A 20,352-nucleotide genomic window follows, 5' to 3' on the forward strand; every position below is an offset into this window, starting at 1 on the left:
CGTTCGAAATCAAGGCAAAAGCGCGGAGCTTGCTACTGCAAGTGAGCACTTTTAAGGCCGAGTTCGAACTAAAGCACGACGCAAAAACAGATTAATGGCGGAAGTGACGCATTCCCGTAAATACCATTGCCATGTTGTGCTCATCTGCTGCTGCGATAACTTCTTCGTCGCGCATTGAACCACCAGGCTGGATTACACAGCTAATGCCTGCTTCTGCAGCTGCATCAATACCGTCACGGAATGGGAAAAACGCATCCGATGACATCACTGAACCTTCAACCACTAGGTTTTCGTCAGCAGCTTTAATACCTGCAATTTTAGCACTGTAAACGCGGCTCATTTGACCTGCGCCAACACCAACCGTTGCACTGTTTTTAACGTAAACAATGGCATTTGATTTAACATATTTAGCGACTTTCCAGCTAAATAATAAATCAGAGAATTCTGCTTCAGTAGGTTGACGTTTAGAAACAACTTTAAGGTCTTCAAGTCCAACCATACCTTGGTCGCGATCTTGTACTAATAAACCACCGTTAACACGTTTAATGTCAAACTCAGTTGTTTTATCAGCCCATTCGCCACATTCAAGTAAACGTAGATTTTTCTTAGCTGCAACAATTTGTGCAGCTTCTGCTGTTACTGATGGTGCAATGATCACTTCAACGAATTGACGAGAAACGATTGCTTCAGCTGTATCTGCATCTAACTCACGGTTAAACGCGATGATGCCACCAAATGCTGATGTCGGGTCAGTTTTGTAAGCACCTTCATAAGCATCAAGGATGTTACCGGCAACCGCTACACCACATGGGTTTGCATGTTTAACGATAACACAAGCAGGTTCAGAAAATTCTTTAACACATTCAAGTGCTGCATCTGTATCTGCAATATTGTTGTAAGAAAGCGCTTTGCCTTGAAGCTGTGTTGCTGTTGCAACAGATGCTTCTTGTACTTCATTTTCAACATAAAAAGCAGCTGCTTGGTGAGAGTTTTCACCGTAACGCATATCTTGCTTCTTCTGGAATTGCATGTTGAAAGTACGTGGGAATTTAGATTCCTCATCGCCTTCTTTGTTTTCGCCGTAGCTTGCTACTTTAGTACCGAAGTAGTTTGCGATCATACAGTCATATTGTGCAGTATGTTCGAAAGCTGCAATCGCTAAGTCAAAACGCGTTTTGTACGTTAGGCTACCTTCGTTGCTATTCATCTCAGTTAAGATGCGCGAGTAATCAGAAGCGTTTACTACGATAGTCACGTCTTTATGATTTTTAGCAGCAGAACGAACCATTGTTGGGCCACCGATATCGATGTTTTCAATCGCATCTTCAAGCTTACAATCAGGGTTAGCGACTGTAGCAGCAAATGGATATAGGTTTACAACAACCATATCAATTGCTTGAATCTCGTTAGCAGCCATGATGTCTTCATCAATACCGCGGCGAGCAAGAATGCCACCGTGAATTTTTGGGTGAAGTGTTTTAACACGTCCATCCATCATTTCAGGAAAACCTGTGTAGTCTGAAACTTCAGTTACTTTAATGCCATTTGCAGCAAGTAGCTTACAAGTACCACCTGTAGAAAGGATTTCAACACCCTTTTCAGCTAATTCACGTGCAAATTCAACAATACCTGCTTTGTCAGAAACACTCAGTAGTGCTCTTTTTATCGGTCGGCTAGTTTCCATTTCGTACTCATTCCTCGGTTAAATTAATCATTAACAATAGCTCTAACTGAACTATTAGATCCAGGTCTCGTATTCTACCCGAAAACGATGGCAATTTGAGCTATTTATTTATAAATAAAGGGATTTCTAAGTTAGCTTGAGAGAATGCTTATAGATTAAACAAAAACAGGTGGGGATATATCCGTTACGACTTAATAGGCTTTATTCCATCGCCCGTGCGGATACTAAGGTAAGGCATGCCTGGGCGATGAGTTAGCTAAAATATTACTGTGGTTTGATAAAAATAGAGCGAGTAAATTCTAAAGTAAATAATGCGCTATTCATCAATGTTCTATACGAGCAAGAAAGTGATTACCTTTGTTTTGTTCATGCCAGCACTCAAAATCGTTGCATCGAAGTGGCTTAGAAAAATAATAACCTTGAATGATATCGACAGTTAATATTTTTAGACGCAATAATTGCTCTAATTCTTCCACACCCTCAGCAACAACAGATAAATTCAGAGCATGCGCCATTTCAGTGATAGCAACCACCAAGGCATCATTTTGTTTATCACTATTAAGCTCAGTAATAAATGAGCTATCGATTTTTAAACAATCAAAGGGGAAGTTTTTTAAATAATTAAGCGATGAATAACCGGTACCAAAATCATCTAATGATAAACGCACACCACGCTGATGTAGGGCTTGCATCGTTTTTAATACTAACGCCTGATCGCTGATTAATAACCCTTCCGTAATTTCAATCTCTAGCGCCTGAGCATTAATCTCGTTTTTACGCAGTGCATTATCAACCACATTAACTAAATCACCATATAAAAACTGCCGAGGGGAAACGTTAACAGCAAGATAAAAATCGTCTCCAAAACGGTCAATCCAACGTTTAAGTTGTAAACATGCTTGTTCAATCACCCAACTACCTATCTCAACAATATCTCCAGTTTGCTCTGCAATAGGAATAAACTGATCGGGATAGACTTCACCGAGCTCTTCGCTACGCCAGCGGAGCAATACTTCCGCTCCCATTAATTGATCCGTGTGACTATTTACAAAAGGTTGGAAAACAAGATGAAACTCTTCTTTTTCTAATGCATGAGCAAGACACTTCTCAATACGCATATTTGCTTGAAGCGACTCTTCTAGTGCCCCCGTATAAAGCTGGGTGCGAACAGCCCCTGATGATTTCGCAACATGCAGGGAAATATCTAATTTATTTAATAATACAGCAGCACTTTCACCGTCATTAGGGAAAACAACCGCCCCCACATTCAAGGCTAACTTAACATCGACATCATGTAATTTTAAAGGCAAGTCAAACAACTGATGTAATCGTTCAAGTTGTAATTCGAGATGTTCGACTGATGAGATATCTTCAATGATGAAAGCAAACTCGTCACCATTATAACGACACAACATAGTCAAGGATTCGCTTAACAAACTGATTTTTTGAGAAGAGAATTTTAACGCTTGATCACCAATATCATGCCCTAAAGTATCATTAATACGTTTAAAATCAGAGAGGTCAACTACACAAATGGCCACCAAGCTGGTTGCCTCTAAATCATCCAGATACTTATCAAGTTTATTAATAAACACATTACGATTTAATAACCCAGTCAACAGGTCATATTGTAAAAAGTATTCGATGCTTTCAGCTCTGCGCTCAGAGGCCGAGAGCAAGCGCCCTATTACCAGCGTTAATTGTGATTCGTTTCCCTGCTCAATCTTAATTTGTGAAAAACTCGCTTCGTGCAATATGCCAGCGCTGTCTAACAACTCTTTTTTATAGTTACGTATGCTCGTTTGGCGTTTAACAAAACGGCTCGGCAGCATGGCATTTAAAGGATCTTTTTCACTATTTTTTTTGGGAGAATCATACTGATTATTAAGCGTTCCCCCAATGAAATCAATGACAAACTTATTCGCTAGAATGGTTTTGTTATTATTGTCTTTTACAAAAATAAGGTACTTCATATTATCAATAATATTAGTGAGAATACGCTCCTTGCTTTGCAATTCAGCGAACATAATACGCTGTTGATTAATGTTTTGAATGTGACCTTGTAACTCAATGCCCATTTTAGTTTGCTGCAATACAGTACTAATCTCAGCCCAAAGGTGAGAGCCATCTTTACAAACAAGCTCTACCTGCAAACAGTGAGGGTTGACACTAAAATTTCTAATTTGAGATTTTATCACTTCATAATCTAGCGCTTTTAAAAACAGAGAAGAAAACGCACGAGATATTAATGTTTCTTGTCGGTAACCTAATAAGCCGTAACACATAGGTGAAATTGAAGTAATCTCTCCTCTGCTATTCAGCGTAAAGGAGATATCTGTTGAGCTCTGAACTAAGGCTTCACTTCTTTTTAATCGATGATGCTCACGGCTTACTCCTTCGGCTAAATTTCTGGTTAAGAAATACAGTCGAAAACTCCAAAAAATCGCACTAAACAGCAATAAAAATAAAATCTCTGCCATTTTTTTTTGTTGAAAATTGAGACCGTCTAAGAGAATTGATAACGAAACATTGTGATATAAAAAGTAGAAAGTGATTAAGATGCAAAAATACAAAACAAGTGATGTGAGGATACTATTTTTAAGCATAAAGACTCCCCTATAAAAAGATAAGCCCAATAAAGATAGTAAATTGGTGTTATTTTTCAAATTTCAAAGCGTTTAATTTTGATTGTTTTTTATTCTAAAAACAAAAAACCATGTCGAAACATGGTTTTTTTATTAGCAAGCTGAATTAAAGGCTGGCTTTATTTGTGGTAAGGCACACTTAGCTCATGTACTGCATCAACAAATACTTTTGCATTCTCAGGCGGTACATCCAAATGAATACCATGGCCTAAGTTAAATACGTGACCGGCGCCACTACCAAAGCTTTCAAGAATCGTTGCCACTTCTTGGCGGATACGTTCTGGCGACGCATATAACATTGATGGGTCCATGTTGCCTTGTAACGCAACACGCGAGCCAACACGTGCTTTCGCTTCAGCCATATCGATAGTCCAATCTAAGCCGATTGCATCACAACCTGTGTCTGCAATCTGTTCGATCCATTGACCACCATTTTTTGTGAATAAAGTAACCGGAATTTTTTGACCATCATAGTTACGGGTTAAACCATCCACTATTTTTGCCATATATTGTAGTGAGAAATCTTTATAATCGCGTGGCGATAAAATACCACCCCAGGTATCAAATACCATTACAGATTGAGCACCAGCTGCAATTTGTGCATTCAAGTAACTGATAACAGAATCAGCTAATTTATCTAATAAAGTATGCAGGATTTGTGGTTCAGCAAAGGCCATTTTTTTAATTTTAGTGAAAAATTTTGAACCGCTACCTTCAACCATATACGTTGCTAATGTCCAAGGGCTGCCTGAAAAACCGATTAATGGCACTTCACCTTTAAGATCACGGCGAATAGTACGTACTGCATTCATAACGTACTGAAGTTCACCTTCAGGATCTGGCATGATCAGGTTATCAACGTCTTTCTTACAGCGAATAGGACGTTCAAATCTAGGACCCTCACCTTCAGAGAAATACAGACCAAGACCCATTGCATCTGGAATCGTTAAAATATCAGAAAATAGAATAGCAGCATCGAGATCAAAGCGGCGTAGAGGCTGTAACGTCACTTCACAGGCAAGGTCTGCATTACGGCATAACGACATAAAATCGCCAGCTTGTGCACGTGTTGCTTTATATTCAGGTAAATATCGTCCAGCTTGACGCATCATCCATACAGGTGTTTTATCAACCTCTTGTCTCAATAATGCGCGAATATAACGATCATTCTTTAATTCTGTCATGCTTATCTACCCTACTAAATAATTGTAAAATTTTGTTGTTCGTATGCTATCACTTTTCACTTCGATATTAATATTTTTCTAATCACACTGACTGATCATGCGGTTAATTAATTTTCTTGCTAACGTGCCTTCATTCGGGAGCTTAGGTAAATCATTAATATCATACCAATCAGCGCTAACTAGCTCTCTTGGGTCAATTTTAATTTCGCCCGATAGATAATCCGCCGTGTACCCCATCATCAAGGAATGTGGGAAAGGCCACGGCTGACTAGTCACATATTGAATATTGGTTATTTTAATCGCAGACTCTTCAAATACTTCCCGTTCGACACAATGTTCTAGGGTTTCACCCGCTTCAGTAAAACCTGCTAACACAGTGAAAACCTGGTTATTACTTTTCTGATGACGACGGTGCAACGCCAGTAAAATTTTATTTTCTTTACGAATGCCCACAATAATACAAGGTGAAACTCGCGGATAACAACGATGTTTACACGGGTAACATTGCATGGCGACTTCCCAATCTATCGCTTGCATTTTTTGGCCACACTGACCGCAGTATTGATGGGTTTTATAAAACAACAGTAGCTGAAATGCCCGTCCTGCAATATCGAAAAGACGATCGTCTACGCGTCCTAGCAATGCACGTAAATCGTCATATTCACCAAAACCAACATCACGCGGCTCTTTTAATTCAACAAGATAACAGGGGCTAGACTGATATTCGCCTATCTCTATTTTGTTAGCCACTAGCGCGCTTGTTAACGGCAGGTCATCCAAATTCCCATACGGGACGAGATCCCCCTGCGGTTGCAACAAAATTTGACCTTGTGCAACAATAAACCACCAACAATTTTTTTGAGTATTCATGTTTTGCCTTTTAAATCCTTAATCACTTCACAGTTATACATGAAGATAAGCGTTATACTCAAATTCAAGTTGACGATAACAGCAATATTCTTTAGGTTTTAAAACTCATCTATCCGTAAAGTCATAAAAGGAAGTGCGATGCTAACCAGATTAGAACAAGCAAAAGAAGAATGGGGTGGCACTTTGTCCATTATTGATACTTGGCTTGACGCTCGCCAAGAATGTGTCATTTTATATTGCAAATTAGCCGGTTTACCGCCATATCAGCAAGAAACACGTAGCCTGCCAGAGCAAGCTAACATCACAAGGTTCTGCCAAATATTATTAGATTATGCTTCAACGGGTCATTTTGAAGTGTATGAGCAAATTATCGCTCAATGTAAAGTTGATGGTGATGAAAATCTAAAAATTGCACAGGAACTTTACTCTCGCATCACTAAAACAACCGATACTGCATTGAACTTTAATGATAAATATGCGGAAAATGCGAGCGACAAAGCACTGCTAGATTTTGATAAAGATCTGTCTGAATTAGGTCAAATTATGGAAGGTCGTTTTGAGCGAGAAGATCAACTGCTTGAAGTAGTACACTTACATCATACACTTGCTTAGTATTCGCTAGTTGATTGAAAAGTCCGATCTACAAAGAACAATGTAGATCGGATTTAATTATTTTATCCACTAAGAAAACTTTACCTACTCAGAGAACCTTATCTATTAAGAGAACATAGGTACTTGGGAATCCAAGCTGTTTTTAAGCAATAAAAAATATTCTTCAATAAACTCTACTTGTGACGATGTAGCAGGTTTCTCCCACAAACGCCCCAATATTTGTTCAAGATCATCGACGAGTCGATCACCTTCTGAAATAACCGTTAAGCGTACTTTATTACTCAGTTGCGTTTGTTGCTGAAAAAAAGTAATCAGCATATCCGCCACTTGATCAGACACAATATCAGAAATTAAATCACCTTTAGCAGGCCCACTAGGTCCTTCAAAAAGGTTTAAATTATCAGCAAAATAACCGATACACGCATCGTACGCTTCGCTATCAAGTAGCATTAACAACATCCTTAAACTTAAAATTAACTTACTTAACTAAAATATAGTCATACTTATAGCCGTTATCAATCAAAGTGATTTATTCCGTCTCTAGGGCAAGCGTTGAGACAATCATCTTCATTGTTAGACAGTCTAGATTGAACCCGTTATATCTTCAACTTTCTGATTAGAAAGTGCTTACCTGAGCGATTTCTGAATTGTATACCTTGAACAATAACGGCTATGGCTAAAACACTAAATTTCGCGCATCTCTTTCAAGAAACCATCACGTCGAGCATTAAATGCTTTTTTATTCTTTTTAGAAATCTCTTGAGACAAAGGTAAGTTTACCTTTGTCGAATCAACCGGTTTGTTATAAATATGGAATTCATAATGTAAGTGAGGTCCAGTAGAACGACCTGTATTACCTGATTTACCAATTAAACGGCCCATCTTAATTCGTTGCCCTTTACGCACAAATATTTTACTTAAGTGTAAATAACGTGTGGTATATTTTCGACCATGCTTGATAACAATATAATTACCGGCAGCTGGGTGGTAACCCGCACGTTGCACAATACCGTCGCCAATTGAATATACTTTTGTACCCACACCTACCGCGTAATCGGTGCCATTATGCGGACGGATTCTTTTGGTAACCGGATGTAAACGTTTCGGATTAAAGCGAGAACTAATACGATTACGTCCATCCAATGGTGAACGACGATAAGCTTTACCTAACCCTTGACCCGAGTCATCGTAATAACGGCCGTCTTCACTTAAAAAAGCACTATACGTTTGTTGCCTGGTTTTTATTAACACAGCCAACACTTCACTATCGTAAGTATATTGACCATCAATATATTGTTTGGACACTAATACGTGGAAAGTATCACCGGCACGTAGCTGGCGATTAAAATCAAATTTTTCCTGTAAAGCACCTGATATCTGCTGAATTTGCCCAGCAGAAAGGCCGGATGCTTTAGCATTGACATAAAAACTGCCCGTCACACTGCCTTGATAATAACTATTACGCCATTCGCCTTTTTCTGTTTCTAATAATGAAACATAGCTTCCTTCTTTTAAAACAAAAGACAGCGTATTAGCAAAATCTATTTTTATTTTTAACGCTAATAATTGATTATCGCCATCAACCAATAACTTTATTTCCTGCCCAGGCACTAGGTTGCCTAATCGTAGGTGTAATTTATCCGCTTCCTGTAATTCATGTAAAACAGCGGCAGAAAGGCCTTCTTTTTGAAATAGATTACTTAAAGAGTCCCCTTCTTTAATTACAAAACGAATTTCACGTGTTCCGGTGAAATCGATAGAGGGCTTTCCGTATTGCTCTCTTTCTGCCTCAATAGGCTCTGCGACGGGATAACCCTCCTTTGCTACACTTGCCACGGGTAAAGTTAATTGACGCTTAATATTTTGATTTTGTACCGATTGACTCGGTAAAAAAGAGAGCACTAACAAACCGACAAATAAAATAATGAGTGCAAAAAAATGTTTACGCGGGAGGTTGTTAATAAAGGAGATAAAAACGTTTAATAACGCTTTAATACGTATCAAAAAAGGCATAATAAAACTCGAACAATAAACGGCTAAAAAAAGGGCGAAGGCGCAGTATATACCGATGACAGCAAAAGATGCAAAGTCGCTTTGGTGCGTTCTCGGGTTAATAATATTTTGTGTAATTGTAAATGACATTAAGTACAGAGAAATAAATAATGTGGCTTTCGTCATAAAAAAAGGTAAGATAGACGTCTAGATGTAAAAACATCCAAACGAATTTATAAAATAACTAGCTAGGAGCTCACATGTCACGTGACTTATTTACCTCAGAATCAGTTTCTGAAGGTCATCCAGATAAAATCGCCGATCAAATTTCTGATGCGGTACTTGATGCTATTTTAAAGCAAGATAAAAAAGCACGTGTTGCTTGTGAAACCTATGTTAAAACAGGCATGGTAATGGTTGGCGGTGAAATCACCACTAACGCTTGGGTTGATATCGAAGAAATCACACGTAAAACAGTGCGTGATATTGGTTACACAAGCTCTGATATAGGTTTTGATGCTGATTCTTGTGCAATTCTTAATGTTGTTGGTAAACAGTCTCCTGATATTAATCAAGGTGTTGACCGTAGCGACCCACGTGAGCAAGGCGCTGGCGACCAAGGTTTAATGTTTGGTTACGCAACAAACGAAACAGAAGAATACATGCCAGCCCCTATTACTTACGCACACCAACTTGTTAAAAAACAAGCTGAAGTACGTAAAAGTGGCCAACTAGACTGGTTACGTCCAGATGCAAAAAGCCAAGTAACTTTTGCTTATGAAAATGGCGTGATTGTTGGCATTGATGCAGTGGTACTTTCAACACAGCATTCTGAAGACATTCAACAAAAAGACTTAGTTGAAGCGGTAATGGAAGAGATCATCAAGCCAGTATTACCGGCTAATCTTCTTTCTGAGCACACTAAATTCTTAATTAACCCAACAGGCCGTTTTGTTATTGGTGGTCCAGTAGGTGATTGTGGTTTAACCGGTCGTAAAATTATCGTTGATACTTACGGCGGTACTGCACGTCACGGTGGCGGTGCATTCTCAGGTAAAGATCCATCAAAAGTTGACCGTAGTGCCGCTTATGCAGCACGTTATGTAGCTAAAAACTTAGTGGCGGCTGGTCTTGCTGATCGTTGTGAGATTCAAGTTTCTTACGCAATCGGTGTTGCTGAGCCAACGTCTATTAGTTTAGAAACATTTGGTACAGAGAAAGTAGCTAAGAGTTTAATCATTGAACTTATTCGTAAGCACTTCGATCTTCGTCCATACGGCTTAATCGAAATGTTAGATCTGATTCAACCTATCTACCAGAAAACAGCTGCTTACGGACACTTTGGTCGTCCAGAATTCCCTTGGGAATCATTAAACAAAGTTGAAGATCTGAAATCAGACGCATTCTAAAGGTATGCACATCGCGCTTTGCTATAAAATTGCTTAGCGCTATTCGTATATTAATAGTCGCATGCTGACAGAAGAAGATAAAAAAGCACTCAAGCTTCAAGGAGAACATTTCTTCATCGAAGCTGAGTGCTTTTTTGTTCGCGCTTTTGAACGCCCTACTTATCTCTTTAACCAACGTGGCAGAGCTGCTGGCACAGCACACCTGCAACGTAACCTGATAAAAATAAACCCCATTCTCTTTATCAATAATAAAGAAGAGTTTTTCCAGCAAGTCATTCCCCATGAAGTCGCGCATCTCATCACCTTTCAACTCTATGGAAACGTTCGCCCACACGGTAAAGAGTGGCAAAGCGTCATGGTAGCGGTTTTTCAACGCCCCGCATTAACCACCCACCAACTCGATATAAATGATGTGATAGGTAAGCAGTTTCATTATCGTTGTGCATGTACAACACATACGCTAACCATCAGACGTCATAATAAAGTGCTTAAAGGTAATCATTACAAGTGTAAATTATGTCAATCACTGCTCACCTTTGAAGCAGAAAATTGATATAAATTATAGGATACTGTTTGCTAAATAGTCATAGAGCTGTATTATTCTCCTTAAAGTAATGAAATCACCACTAAAATACTGTAACTTATTGTATTAAAAGGACATTAAAACAATAATGAAGCTCAAACTCACACTTATCCTCACCTTTTTTAGCCTAGTAGGCTGTAGTAACCAAAGCACTAAAAATAACCAAGATGAAGTGCTATCTGCCTCTCCAGAAACTGAGCTATTAATAAAAAACAAACCATTACAAAAATCAGATCCGACGGAAAACACACCAGCAAAACCACTGATTGAACAAACAAAAACTTACCATGCAAGTGGCCAGTTAGCTTATGTTATTACCTACAAAAACAATATCAAAGTAAGCCAAGCAAATTATACCTATTATAAAAGTGGTGAGCTTTCCATACAGTCAACGTCTGTTGAAGGCCTTAAACAGGGGTTAGTCAGCCATTATTCAAAAAATGGTGATATCTGGCGTACTCAGCAGTATCAAAAAGGTAAAAAGCACGGTTTTTCTATCTCTTATTACACGCCCGGAGTCGTTGCTAAAAAATCCTATTTTAAGCACGGATTACCCGAAGGTACGCAGGAGGCATTTTCACGTAATGGTCAGCGCTCAGATAAATGGATCTATCAACAAGGAAGATTACTCTCGCACTTTAAGTTTCAATATTTTGAGAGTGGTAATTTACACTCTCAACATGCTTACCTTAATGGCAACAAGAATGGCCTCTCAAAAGAATACAACGAGACAGGCCAATTAATCAGTAGCGTAAATTACGCGAATAATTTACGTCATGGCAAAACACTGACCTTCTATGAGAATGGTCTCATTAAGCTGGAGCAGCTTTACCAACATAATCAGCAACATGGTGGCAGTAGCGGTTATTATCTTAACGGGGAATTACACTGGCAATCTTATTACAAGCAAGGTCTGCGAGAAGGAATTTATAACGAATATTATCAACATGGACAGTTGAAAAAACAGATCATTTATCATCATGATAAACAAAATGGCGCAAAACGTTTTTTCCATGAAAATGGCTTTTTAAAATATGAACTGACCATGAAAGACTCTAAGGCTGATGGCCTCTTAAAAGAGTTTGATGATCAGGGAAATCTAAAAGTAGCACGCCATTATAACAACGGAAAAGTCACCAAAGAAAATAGCAGTTTTCTTAATGGCTATTTTCTTTGGTTAAGTAAGAATGAGATGGAAAAACTGATTAACTAGCGCTTAAAGTTATCTAGGATAATACCCGTTGCCATGGCGACGTTTAATGATTCCGCTTGGCCAAAATTAGGAATGGTAATTTTGTCTGTTATGAATTGCTCAACAGGTGCTGAAATACCATGAGACTCACTGCCCATAACAATAAAGGCACTCTTATTTAAGTGTGCCTTATGAATGTTCTCACCTTCAAGAAATGCACCATAAATAGGTTTAGTTTGCACATTTAAATACTCGACTAACTCAGTATGAGAAACACTGACTCGCGCAAAAGACCCCATTGTCGCGGCAATCACTTTAGGGTTATAAAAATCAGCACAGTCGGGGCTACAGACTACATTTTTGATTCCGTACCAATCTGCAGCTCGTAAAATGGTGCCCAAATTTCCAGGGTCGCCAACTTGGTCTAATACCAAAATCAGCTCATTTTCTGCAATTGCAGGTAACGCGACCTCTTTACACTTAACAATCGCTAACACACTGTTGTTCGAGACTAGCGTACCCGCTCTTTTTAAGTCTTCTTCGCTTGCTTCGACCACTAATGGGATCAAATTATGCTCAGTTAATAATGCACCGTTATTATTAATATAATCAGCCGTGGCATATAACTGTTGTACTGAAAAATTAGAGTTAAATAGTTCAGCTACATTTTTTTCACCTTGCACCAAAAAGAGACCGTTTTTTTTACGTTGTTTTTTTGATTCAAGTGCTTTGATTAGTTTTAACTGATTTTTGGAAATCATTCTTTATTCCTGAATTCGGTAATAAGTAACACATTAAATGATGCGCTTAGCCTCTCGCTTAAACGAGCGCTAAATTAGATTGAAGTTACAAGTAACAACACATGATCACTGCGTCTTCACGGCCTTTCTCTGCAGGGTAATAGGCTTTACGAATATCTACCTCCGAGAAACCTAATTTTTGATACAAATGAATTGCACTTTTATTCGAAGATCTTACTTCGAGCCAAATCTCTTGCTGATCATTTTCACGGCTATAATCCAATAAAAACTGCAACAAAACTTGGCCTGCGCCTTTTCCCTGATAATCAGGCGAAATGGCAATATTCATCAATGTCACTTCACCTGCGACAGCGCTCGCGACAAAATAACCAATCACTTCATCATTGAGCTGTATTAAGTGATTAAAATAACGTTGGCCGAAGTTACTTAAAAATAGTTTTTCAGACCACGGGTGGCTATGTGATTGTTGTTCAATTTTAGTTACTGCGTTTATATCAGCAAAACCCATCGGGACAATATTTAATGATTTACTGCAAAGCACAGAATTGCTCCCATAGTTGTTTTTTCGCATGTGGTAATTGGGTCAGTTGTGTAATCGAAGGAGAGGTTAATAAACCATGGCCCCTGACTTGTTTTACATCGCCTAATGTCGACCAAATAACAGCCGGTAAGTTGCCCTGCTGATTTTCAAATTGCTCTAAGCTACAGCAACAAACATCACTCTCTTTTATATTAAAAGCTTTTAATATTGCCAGTGTTAAAGGGTGCTCAAATTCGCCCTCAGCACAGATAAACAAAAGGTTACATTCACTGAGATCGAGCATCGGAAAACCACTGCCTTGCGCAAATAGAGCAGGTTTACGTACTTGCCAGTGGGTGATGCCCATTTCTTGAAGATAAAGTGCTTTTTGGTGCAACATAAAAAACTCAGCAGTGAAAAGATAGGTGCCAATAATAGCATTGAATAAAAAAGATCCGAAAAGAAAAGATCTAGATCATCAAGCCTTATTGCTCATCTTGACATCACTCCAATTTATACCCATTATGAGGAGCCTAAATAGCAGTTTAATATCAAAAGTCAAACTTTTATCTACATTTAGAAAAAGGATTTGTCTGACACGCACAACGTCAGAACAAAATGGAACTATGCCTAGGATTGGCATATTAATAAGGAAATATTTTATGTTTAAGAAAACAATACTCTCTACCCTAATCGGTATGGGCATTGCAGCAAATGCTTACGCAATGAACCCACAACCTGATCCGCAAAACCCAACCGGTTACACGGTAACATCGACAGAAATTCAAGCGGCTGAAGACGCAAAAACACTTAACCCTATGTATGACGTTTGGGCAAAAGCGCTAGAAACACGCCCAAACACTGTTGTAGAAGCGGTTGAACCAGGTTTATCAACTAATCCTGAAAATGTTAAACGTGTTGAACGTGTATTCCCTCAATCTGAGTGGGATTTCTTAACACAAATGGCAGCACCAGAATATACTTACACTCGTTTCTTACGCGCAATCGCTAAGTTCCCCGCTTTCTGTGGCGAATACACCGATGGCCGTGATTCTGATGCGATTTGTAAGAAATCAATCGTAACGGCATTTGCTCACTTCTCTCAAGAAACTGGCGGACACATTGCTCTAGAAAACACTTGGGATAACCCACTGGCATTGGAAGAATGGCAACAAGCTTTAGTTCACGTACGTGAAATGGGCTGGGCTGAAGGTCAAGAAGGCTACACTACCGGTTGTGGTCAAAATGATTGGCAAAACGCGCGCTGGCCTTGTGCTGCTGGCCAAGGTTACTTTGGTCGTGGTGCTAAACAACTTTCTTACCACTTTAACTACGGTATGTTTTCTGAAGTCATGTATGACGGTGATGCAACTGTATTGCTTGATAACCCAGGTTTAGTGGCAGACTCTTGGTTAAACTTGGCTTCTGCAATTTGGTTCTTCTTAACACCACAGGCACCAAAACCAGCAATGTTACACGTTATTGACCGCACTTGGTCTCCTTCTGAGCGTGAAACGGCAGCCGGTATTACTTACGGATTCGGTACAACAATCAACGTAATTAACGGGGGTATCGAGTGTGGTGAGCAAAACAAAACAAAAGGACAACCAGTAAACCGTATTCGTTACTGGGAAGGGTTATCTGAGCATTACCAAATTCCAATCGAATCAGACGAGAAAAACACCTGTTTCCAACAAACTCCCTACGGTAGCATCAACCTAAATGGCGCAACGGATGTGCTTTATACTAACTGGGATGGTAACTGGAAATATTACGCAGAACGTCCAGAAGGTCAGTCTTTTGAATGTTCATTAGTGGGTTTCCAAACGGCTTACTCTGCACTTGTACCAGGCGATTATGAGAAGTGTGTGACTAACAAATTTGGCTCACATGCAAGCTGGCCTGAAGTACGTGTAATCGGAGGAACTCCAGTTACACCGACACCTGTAATTACGCCTACACCTGTAATAACACCGACTCCGGTAGTGACGCCTACACCTGTAATAACGCCAACTCCAGTCATTGGTGATATAACACCATTTATACCAGGTAAAACGAAAGCAACTAATGGTCAGGTTGTTTCTTACAATGGTTCATGTTTTGAAGCTCAAAACAACCCTGGTCTATGGGAAGCTCCATCAGCAGCATCATGGTTCTGGAATGAAGTACCTTGTTCTGATACTCCAGTGGTAGTAACACCTGTTATCGTAACAGCAACGCCTGTTATCGTGACACCAACACCTGTTATCGTGACGCCAACACCTGTTATCGTTACACCGACACCTGTTGTTACACCAACACCTGTTGTTACACCAACGCCTGTTGTTACACCAACACCTGTTGTTACGCCTACACCAGTTGTTGGTAATGACACATGGAATACAAGCACTATCTACCTTTCTGGTGATACTGTTGTTGTTGGTGGGTTAACTTATAAAGCACAGTGGTGGACTAAGGGTGAAGATCCTAAGACAGCTGGAACATGGGGTGTTTGGAAAAAGCTTTAATTAGCCCTTTCTAAATTATTCTAATAAAAATCTTCAATCTTTTACAAGGTTGAGGATTTTTTTTGCCTGCGTTTTAATCCATTTAATAAGCGACTTTATCTGCCCCTCAGCCCACTAGTATTATAAAAACAGCTCAATACTGAGCACTAAAAAGAAGATCCTCTTATCTATACAATAAAAAAATTAGCGTTTAAATTGGGTTAATGATTGTTTTCCCAAGCAGTATTCAAGCTTGGATCACTGCATAGGTAACGACTGTCAGAGAGATAAATATGACAATAAAAAAGGGATGCAATTACATCCCTTAATATGGTTTGTTGAAAAAAGCTTATTTAACGGCTTTCCATACTCCCCATTGACCTGTTGTGCCAGGCTCTTCGCCTTTAGTCCACCAACCAGCAATGTAAGTGGTACCATTCACTACAACACTGTCGCCAGTGTTGTAAATAGTATCAGCATTCCAAGTTGAATCACCCACTACCGGAGTAGGTGTAACAACTGGAGTAGGTGTAACAACTGGAGTAGGCGTAACAACTGGCGTAGGCGTAACGACTGGAGTAGGCGTAACAACTGGTGTAGGTGTAACGACTGGCGTAGGTGTAACGACTGGCGTAGGCGTAACAACTGGAGTCGGCGTAACAACTGGTGTAGGCGTAACGACTGGAGTCGGTGTCACGACTGGCGTCGGTTTAGTACCGTCACAGTCTGCAATGCCAATACTTTTCCAAACACCCCATTCACCGGCAGTGAATGGATCAGTACCTTTTGTCCACCACTGTGCTTGCCATATTTGACCCACAGATAATGCTTGATCGTCAGTATTGTATACTTGGCTAGCATTCCATGGCGCACTACATCCACCAGCAGGTAGATCAGTTGTTGCAATCGCATTCACTGTTGCCGAATACTTTGTGGTGTTTTTATCAATATCAAAGTTTAATTTAATCGTTGCAGTACCACTTTGAGATGCGCCAAACTCAACATTGACTACACAGCTTTGTGCTGGCTGTAATGTTGTCGCTGAACAGTCATCCGATGCAATAACTACATTATTTGCAACGCCGTAACTCGCTACTTCAAGCGTATTAAAGTTAAATTCAGTATCACCGGTATTTTTCACTGTAAAGTCATGCGATTTAAGCTCACCCACCACAAAACTTGATAACGCTTGTTTTTGTGTATAACCCACAGCCACATTACCGACAGTGTCGTTAAGCACACTATCAATCCAAGGACGAAGCGCTGCAATATCACTGTATACACCATATTTACCAGCACGTGCACAGCCAATTCCCCAGCTTATAATCCCTAACTGTGTCACTTTACCCGCTTGGTTTACAACAATAGGGCCACCGCTATCACCTTGGCATGAATCAATGCCGCCTTCAGCAACACCCGCACAAAATGAAACCTCACCCACTGTGGTGTAATTACCACCCGCAGTACGACACATCGCATCAGTCAGTAATGGTACGTCTACTTCTTGCAATACAGTAGGTGATGAACCGCCTTCAGATAAACGGCCCAGACCAGCAACGGTTAAAGCATCTCCCGCACGTACATATTGCGCTACCGATCCTTCGGCAATATCAACCATAACGGCATTAGCTAAAACACGATCTAGTTTTAACAAGGCAACATCATTCGCAAAGTTCTTTTTACTGTAACTTGGGTGAACATACACCTGTGTTACGTTTGCTCGTTCGCCATCTGTTCCACCGTATCTATAACCGCCCACTTTTACAGCGATGCTAGAAGGTGCGTCTCCTTCAACACAATGTGCTGCCGTTAATACAAAACCATCTCCGATGTAACTCGCACCACAATATGAACGGTTACCCGTTTTGCTCACTAATTGTGTATAAAACTTCCAATCTTCGGGGTTTGCATCATATCCACCAACAATACGTGGCTGCATAGTTTCGCCAGCAATAACCGTAGTGGGTAATAACAGCATCGAGACTAACGATAATTTTCCTAACTTTTTCATATAAAATCCTTTTATATTGCGAAAAGTCATCAAAACAACACTGACAACGCAACGAATAATAGCACCTATAATTGCTGATTATTGTTAATATAATGTGCATACCCTCGCAGAAATAACATTCATAAAATCACTTTTGTGAGCCATTTTTACAATCGTGTTTAAGATGAATTGTTTATTCAAAAAGCAACTAAACCTGTATCATGCAGTGCATCAACAGTTACTTACCACTTACACCTTACACCTTACAACAAAGGATAATTATGATATCTAAATGGGCTGAACGATTTCTTCAAATGGCTGAGTTAGTTGCCTCATGGAGCAAAGATCCATCGACACAAGTGGGCGCTGTCATTACCGAACATAACCGTATTGTGTCGTTAGGTTTTAATGGTTATCCGCACGGTATTTCTGATAGTGCTGAAACCGATACCAGAGAGCTAAAATTACTGAAAACATTGCACGCAGAAGAGAACGCGCTTCTTTATGCAAAACGCGATTTGAGTGGCTGTGAAATTTGGGTGACCCATTTCCCTTGCCCTAATTGTGCAGCAAAGATTATCCAAACAGGTATTAGTGTGGTGCATTGCCCTGCACAAAGTGAAGACTTCTTATCACGCTGGGGAGACAAAATTAAACTCAGTGAGACTATGTTTAATCAAGCAGGTGTGACGGTTGAGTGGTTACAAACAAGCTAACCAGTGAATATTGACTAATAAAAACGGCAACCATTGGGTTGCCGTTTTTATTTCATCGATCTAATTTTTATTGTTCTAACTTTTATCCATTTAACTTTTATCCATCTAGTTAAGTCACTGTTTTGACAATCGTAATGTGCAAACGTTTTGCAATGCGATTTAGATTAGCGCGGTCCATACTCAGGCGCCTTGCGGTTGCAGCCCAATTTCCATTTTCTTCACTTAACGTTTGTATAATTAACTGACGTTGAAATTGCTCTGTCACAAGGCGTAAATTAAGCGTTTCTTTACTCGCCTCTTGAGGTGTTGCCTCATGCAGTAAATGCGCATCAGACAGTAAAGCATCTTGCGTATGACTTAGGTTGATTAAATGCCCACAATCTTGTGGTTCAATGTTAACCACTTTGTTATCCGGCTGCCGTGCACAAGCTTTTAACGCAGCGCGATTAATCACATGCTCTAATTCACGCACATTACCCGGCCAATCATATTGTTGCAGATGCAGTAAAGCAGAGGTTGTCGCTTTTAACTGTTTTATGCCCAGCTTGCGTTTCACTTTTTCAATAAAATAACCACTTAACAAACCGACATCACCCACTCTATCGCGTAATGCCGCCACCGTAATTGGATAGACGCTTAATCGATGATAAAGATCTGAGCGGAAGCGTCCCTGTTTCACTTCCTCTTTTAAATCTCGATTCGTTGCCACGAGAATACGCACATCGACATATTCGATTTTATCTTGGCCAACGGGCTGAATTTCACTATTTTGTATCGCACGTAATATTTTACTTTGTGCGGCCAGTGGCAACTCCCCTATTTCGTCTAAAAATAACGTGCCACCATGTGCTAATAAAAATTTACCTTCGCGGTTTTTATCTGCGCCGGTAAAGGCCCCTTTTACATGACCAAACAACTCACTTTCAATTAAATTATCCGGCAAAGCAGCACAGTTTACATACACTAATGGGCCATTATTACGTGTCGATTTTTGGTGTAAAGTGCGCGCGACTAACTCTTTACCAACCCCTGTTTCACCATAAATCAGCACATTAAAATCAGAGCTAGCAACAATGTTTATCTCACGTTTTAATTGCTGTATTTTTTCACTTTCACCAATAATCTCGCCACCATCTCGGCGCAACGCTTCATTGGTTAACTCGTTCACTACTTTTTGGTTATGAATCGCTTGCTGTTGTAGTTGCTCAATCATTAGCGCGGTGTTTAATGTTGTCGCAGCAATGGCATTAATGACCTCTAAGGTTCGCTGAGGAATATTGTCAAACACGTTGGGCATCAGGCTATCTAAGGTTAATAACCCCAGTAGTTTATTATCAAAATATAAAGGCAAACCCATACACGCATGAACTGGTAAATCCCCTTCTCTATCTGATAATAATCCATCGTAGGGATCTGCAAGCGGGCTATCGGCGTCAAAACGTAACACACTTTTTGCTTGGCATATTGCCTCAAATCGAGGGTGCTCATTGAGCATAAAACGGCGACCCAAAGTGTCTTGGCTTAACCCTTGTAATGCCAGCGGTTTAACACGATCTCCATGATAAGAAAGCAGCACGACCGCATCACAGGCAATGGTTTTTCTGACCGTATCAAGTAAACGAGAAAAGCGATCGCTACTGCTCAGACTTTTACTGGATTCTATCGCGAGTGCTAATAAAGCAGAGGAGGTTATTTCATTCATGACATT

Annotated in this window: 16 protein-coding genes and 1 pseudogene; 6 read left to right on the forward strand and 11 right to left on the reverse strand. The window is 39.8% G+C overall.

Going from position 1 to position 20,352, the window contains the following annotated elements; genetic code table 11:
- Positions 1 to 91: 91 nt before the first annotated feature.
- From purH to nudC, 4 genes are all read right to left on the reverse strand, one after another.
- Positions 92 to 1,684 (reverse strand): bifunctional phosphoribosylaminoimidazolecarboxamide formyltransferase/IMP cyclohydrolase, encoded by a 1,593-nt coding sequence (gene purH, locus CXF74_RS02160; RefSeq protein WP_101080755.1) that lies wholly within the window; start codon positions 1,682 to 1,684, stop codon positions 92 to 94.
- Positions 1,685 to 2,007: 323 nt separating this feature from the next.
- On the reverse strand, positions 2,008 to 4,290 hold the full coding sequence (locus CXF74_RS02165; protein ID WP_101080756.1) for a sensor domain-containing protein: 2,283 nt from the start codon (positions 4,288 to 4,290) through the stop codon (positions 2,008 to 2,010).
- Positions 4,291 to 4,448: 158 nt separating this feature from the next.
- Positions 4,449 to 5,513: a uroporphyrinogen decarboxylase gene (hemE, locus tag CXF74_RS02170; protein ID WP_101080757.1), complete on the reverse strand. Its 1,065-nt coding sequence runs from the start codon at positions 5,511 to 5,513 to the stop codon at positions 4,449 to 4,451.
- 78 nt (positions 5,514 to 5,591) lie between these two features.
- Positions 5,592 to 6,383, reverse strand: a complete 792-nt coding sequence (gene nudC / locus CXF74_RS02175; protein ID WP_101080758.1) for an NAD(+) diphosphatase — start codon at positions 6,381 to 6,383, stop codon at positions 5,592 to 5,594.
- Positions 6,384 to 6,521: 138 nt separating this feature from the next.
- On the opposite strand from nudC, the gene rsd reads away from it, so the two are divergent.
- Positions 6,522 to 6,995 (forward strand): sigma D regulator, encoded by a 474-nt coding sequence (gene rsd, locus CXF74_RS02180; RefSeq protein ID WP_101080759.1) that lies wholly within the window; start codon positions 6,522 to 6,524, stop codon positions 6,993 to 6,995.
- Positions 6,996 to 7,100: 105 nt separating this feature from the next.
- Here the strand turns inward: rsd and CXF74_RS02185 are convergent, their stop codons facing one another.
- Both CXF74_RS02185 and CXF74_RS02190 read right to left on the reverse strand, forming a co-directional pair.
- On the reverse strand, positions 7,101 to 7,445 hold the full coding sequence (locus tag CXF74_RS02185; protein ID WP_101080760.1) for a DUF3802 family protein: 345 nt from the start codon (positions 7,443 to 7,445) through the stop codon (positions 7,101 to 7,103).
- Positions 7,446 to 7,679: 234 nt separating this feature from the next.
- Positions 7,680 to 9,008, reverse strand: a complete 1,329-nt coding sequence (locus CXF74_RS02190) for a peptidoglycan DD-metalloendopeptidase family protein (protein WP_101080761.1) — start codon at positions 9,006 to 9,008, stop codon at positions 7,680 to 7,682.
- 239 nt (positions 9,009 to 9,247) lie between these two features.
- Here CXF74_RS02190 and metK point away from each other — a divergent pair, with 239 nt between their 5' ends.
- The 3 genes from metK (at position 9,248) to CXF74_RS02205 (ending at position 12,192) form a co-directional block, all read left to right on the forward strand.
- A complete protein-coding gene (gene metK, locus CXF74_RS02195; RefSeq protein WP_101080762.1) occupies positions 9,248 to 10,396 on the forward strand; it encodes a methionine adenosyltransferase in 1,149 nt (382 codons plus the stop codon).
- A gap of 61 nt (positions 10,397 to 10,457) precedes the next feature.
- Positions 10,458 to 10,949: a SprT family zinc-dependent metalloprotease gene (locus CXF74_RS02200; protein ID WP_101080763.1), complete on the forward strand. Its 492-nt coding sequence runs from the start codon at positions 10,458 to 10,460 to the stop codon at positions 10,947 to 10,949.
- Positions 10,950 to 11,067: 118 nt separating this feature from the next.
- A complete protein-coding gene (locus CXF74_RS02205) occupies positions 11,068 to 12,192 on the forward strand; it encodes a toxin-antitoxin system YwqK family antitoxin (protein WP_101080764.1) in 1,125 nt (374 codons plus the stop codon).
- On the opposite strand, the gene CXF74_RS02210 is transcribed toward CXF74_RS02205, so the two are convergent.
- The 3 genes from CXF74_RS02210 to CXF74_RS02220 all read right to left on the reverse strand — a co-directional run bounded on the left by CXF74_RS02210 (position 12,189) and on the right by CXF74_RS02220 (position 13,852).
- Positions 12,189 to 12,932 carry an RNA methyltransferase gene (locus tag CXF74_RS02210; RefSeq protein WP_101080765.1) on the reverse strand — a complete coding sequence of 248 codons (744 nt, stop codon included), beginning with the start codon at positions 12,930 to 12,932 and terminating at the stop codon, positions 12,189 to 12,191. The two genes, CXF74_RS02205 and CXF74_RS02210, sit on opposite strands and share 4 nt — an antisense overlap.
- A gap of 85 nt (positions 12,933 to 13,017) precedes the next feature.
- A complete protein-coding gene (gene rimI / locus CXF74_RS02215; RefSeq protein ID WP_232772412.1) occupies positions 13,018 to 13,473 on the reverse strand; it encodes a ribosomal protein S18-alanine N-acetyltransferase in 456 nt (151 codons plus the stop codon).
- On the reverse strand, positions 13,460 to 13,852 hold the full coding sequence (locus CXF74_RS02220; RefSeq protein WP_101080767.1) for a DNA polymerase III subunit psi: 393 nt from the start codon (positions 13,850 to 13,852) through the stop codon (positions 13,460 to 13,462). The genes rimI and CXF74_RS02220 overlap by 14 nt, the downstream gene beginning before the upstream one ends.
- Before the next feature lie 262 nt (positions 13,853 to 14,114).
- On the opposite strand from CXF74_RS02220, the pseudogene CXF74_RS02225 reads away from it, so the two are divergent.
- Positions 14,115 to 15,395, forward strand: a pseudogene (locus CXF74_RS02225) (chitinase); the annotation flags it as partial.
- 892 nt (positions 15,396 to 16,287) lie between these two features.
- Here the strand turns inward: CXF74_RS02225 and CXF74_RS02240 are convergent.
- The gene (locus tag CXF74_RS02240) at positions 16,288 to 17,949 is read right to left on the reverse strand and encodes a trypsin-like serine protease (RefSeq protein WP_198552750.1); all 1,662 of its coding nucleotides are present in this window, start codon (positions 17,947 to 17,949) and stop codon (positions 16,288 to 16,290) included.
- Between the two features lie 260 nt (positions 17,950 to 18,209).
- On the opposite strand from CXF74_RS02240, the gene CXF74_RS02245 reads away from it, so the two are divergent.
- Positions 18,210 to 18,644, forward strand: coding sequence for a dCMP deaminase family protein (locus CXF74_RS02245; protein WP_101080769.1), 435 nt, complete (start codon positions 18,210 to 18,212; stop codon positions 18,642 to 18,644).
- A gap of 109 nt (positions 18,645 to 18,753) precedes the next feature.
- Here CXF74_RS02245 and norR read toward each other — a convergent pair whose 3' ends face one another.
- Positions 18,754 to 20,346 (reverse strand): nitric oxide reductase transcriptional regulator NorR, encoded by a 1,593-nt coding sequence (gene norR / locus CXF74_RS02250; protein WP_101080770.1) that lies wholly within the window; start codon positions 20,344 to 20,346, stop codon positions 18,754 to 18,756.
- Between the last annotated feature and the right edge of the window lie 6 nt (positions 20,347 to 20,352).

It is taken from the genome of Psychromonas sp. Urea-02u-13 (assembly GCF_002835995.1).
In the GTDB taxonomy this organism is placed as follows: domain Bacteria; phylum Pseudomonadota; class Gammaproteobacteria; order Enterobacterales; family Psychromonadaceae; genus Psychromonas.

Excerpts from the sequence above, each read along its gene's own strand:
- CXF74_RS02240 (WP_198552750.1), bottom strand. The coding sequence starts at position 17,949 with ATGAAAAAGTTAGGAAAATTATCGTTAGTCTCGATGCTGTTATTACCC.
- CXF74_RS02205 (WP_101080764.1), top strand. The coding sequence starts at position 11,068 with ATGAAGCTCAAACTCACACTTATCCTCACCTTTTTTAGCCTAGTAGGC.
- rsd (WP_101080759.1), top strand. The coding sequence starts at position 6,522 with ATGCTAACCAGATTAGAACAAGCAAAAGAAGAATGGGGTGGCACTTTG.
- purH (WP_101080755.1), bottom strand. The coding sequence starts at position 1,684 with ATGGAAACTAGCCGACCGATAAAAAGAGCACTACTGAGTGTTTCTGAC.
- CXF74_RS02185 (WP_101080760.1), bottom strand. The coding sequence starts at position 7,445 with ATGCTACTTGATAGCGAAGCGTACGATGCGTGTATCGGTTATTTTGCT.
- CXF74_RS02220 (WP_101080767.1), bottom strand. The coding sequence starts at position 13,852 with ATGTTGCACCAAAAAGCACTTTATCTTCAAGAAATGGGCATCACCCAC.
- CXF74_RS02190 (WP_101080761.1), bottom strand. The coding sequence starts at position 9,008 with ATGCCTTTTTTGATACGTATTAAAGCGTTATTAAACGTTTTTATCTCC.
- CXF74_RS02245 (WP_101080769.1), top strand. The coding sequence starts at position 18,210 with ATGATATCTAAATGGGCTGAACGATTTCTTCAAATGGCTGAGTTAGTT.
- CXF74_RS02210 (WP_101080765.1), bottom strand. The coding sequence starts at position 12,932 with ATGATTTCCAAAAATCAGTTAAAACTAATCAAAGCACTTGAATCAAAA.
- CXF74_RS02200 (WP_101080763.1), top strand. The coding sequence starts at position 10,458 with ATGCTGACAGAAGAAGATAAAAAAGCACTCAAGCTTCAAGGAGAACAT.
- metK (WP_101080762.1), top strand. The coding sequence starts at position 9,248 with ATGTCACGTGACTTATTTACCTCAGAATCAGTTTCTGAAGGTCATCCA.
- nudC (WP_101080758.1), bottom strand. The coding sequence starts at position 6,383 with ATGAATACTCAAAAAAATTGTTGGTGGTTTATTGTTGCACAAGGTCAA.
- hemE (WP_101080757.1), bottom strand. The coding sequence starts at position 5,513 with ATGACAGAATTAAAGAATGATCGTTATATTCGCGCATTATTGAGACAA.
- CXF74_RS02165 (WP_101080756.1), bottom strand. The coding sequence starts at position 4,290 with ATGCTTAAAAATAGTATCCTCACATCACTTGTTTTGTATTTTTGCATC.
- norR (WP_101080770.1), bottom strand. The coding sequence starts at position 20,346 with ATGAATGAAATAACCTCCTCTGCTTTATTAGCACTCGCGATAGAATCC.